Source organism: Moorena sp. SIO3I8 (assembly GCF_010692325.1).
In the GTDB taxonomy this organism is placed as follows: Bacteria; Cyanobacteriota; Cyanobacteriia; order Cyanobacteriales; family Coleofasciculaceae; genus Moorena.
Map to the genome: position 1 here is coordinate 1 of NZ_JAAHHW010000381.1, position 1,456 is coordinate 1,456.

General features: G+C 46.8%; 2 protein-coding genes. Both read right to left on the reverse strand.

The window, feature by feature from the left end:
- Positions 1-508, reverse strand: a 508-nt coding sequence (locus F6K51_RS37170) for an ABC transporter permease (RefSeq protein ID WP_293031165.1), incomplete at its 3' end; no start/stop codon positions are given.
- A gap of 7 nt (positions 509-515) precedes the next feature.
- Positions 516-1,456, reverse strand: a 941-nt coding sequence (locus F6K51_RS37175) for an ABC transporter ATP-binding protein (RefSeq protein ID WP_293031168.1), incomplete at its 5' end; no start/stop codon positions are given.

Here is a 1,456-nt window from a genome sequence, read left to right on the forward strand (position 1 = left end):
TCACTTGCTCGACACGCTTGAACACTAAGGCCAAAGCACCCATCAAGAAGGAAAGACCGTAGGCTCCTAGTAACAAGGTACACAGAGGTAAGAGTAAACTGGGAGGAAAGCTGAGACGGCTTCCAGTTACGAGAGTGATCAGCAGCAATAGACTGACATTTAAGATAAGACGTAAGGCCAGACTAACGACAGTTCTAGCTAAAAAAACTTTGGCAGCACTGAACGATGAAAGGAAAACTTGTTCTAGGGTTCCAGTTTGGGCTTCTATTTGTAAAGTAATGGCAATATCATTAACAACAGATAAGACTAAAACCCAAAGCACGTAACCGACGACAATCGTATCAATTCGATTGCCAACACTTAGTTGGGGCCCAGCAACAAACCGAACGCTGATAAACATTCCATAAAAAATGAATGTTGTGACGGCGACGGAGGAAAATGCTTCAACTGGATAGCGGATAAACTCAGTCCAAGTACGCTTGAATTCAGCCCGGAGCAATTGCAGCATGGCTTTTCTATCCCACTAGTTTTAAGAATACTTTTGTTAAATCAGCCTCATCCTTTTTGACTTGCACCAAAGGCAAAGGATTGAGGATTTGCAATACTTGATAAAGACCTTCTGGTGTGCCAGGGTAAATAATTTCTCCCTTTTGTACCACGCCACCTAATGCCTCCAGTTTGCTGAGTCGTACCTGGTCTAAGCAGCCTTCGATTGCGATCGCATAGGTGGACCCAGAAAACCGCTGGATAATCTGGCGAGTTGGTTCCAGAGCAATGATTTGACCTTGTTGAATAATAGCGACCCGGTCAGCAATTTCTTGGGCCACATTGAGTTGATGGGTGGTCAGTAGAATGGCGCAGCCTGCTTGTGCCATTTCTCGAACCATGGTTTTGACCCGCTGGCTGGCTTCTACGTCTAACCCTAAAGTGGGCTCATCTAGGAGCAGTAATCGGGGTTGATGAACCAAAGCAACAGCGATCGCTAATTTCTGTTGCATCCCCCGGGATAGTCCTTGTACAGGAGTGTGACGTTTGGACAACAGACCAAATCTGTCTAATAAGGCCAAACCCTGACGATGGGCGATTTTTTGGCTCAAGCCTCTTAATACTCCGAAATATTCCAGGTTTTCCTCGGGAGTCAAACGCCAGTAGAGGTTGCGGTTACCTTCAAGAACCGCACCCACCAGCCGCCGTGCTTGGGGATGGCGATGGGGATCACGACCAGCTATTTTTACCGAACCCCGATCAGGTCGAATTAAACCCGCAATCATCTTAATGGAGGTCGTCTTACCTGCCCCATTGGAACCAAGAAAAGCCAAGACTTCCCCTGGTTCAATGGTTAAGGATAGCCCACGTACTGCTGCAACGATCTTTCCCCGCTGTCGGTAGTTTTTTTGGAGGTTATAAGCTTCTAGTGTGGTCATGGCTGTAATTTGGCTGACTCTTGGGATAGCGA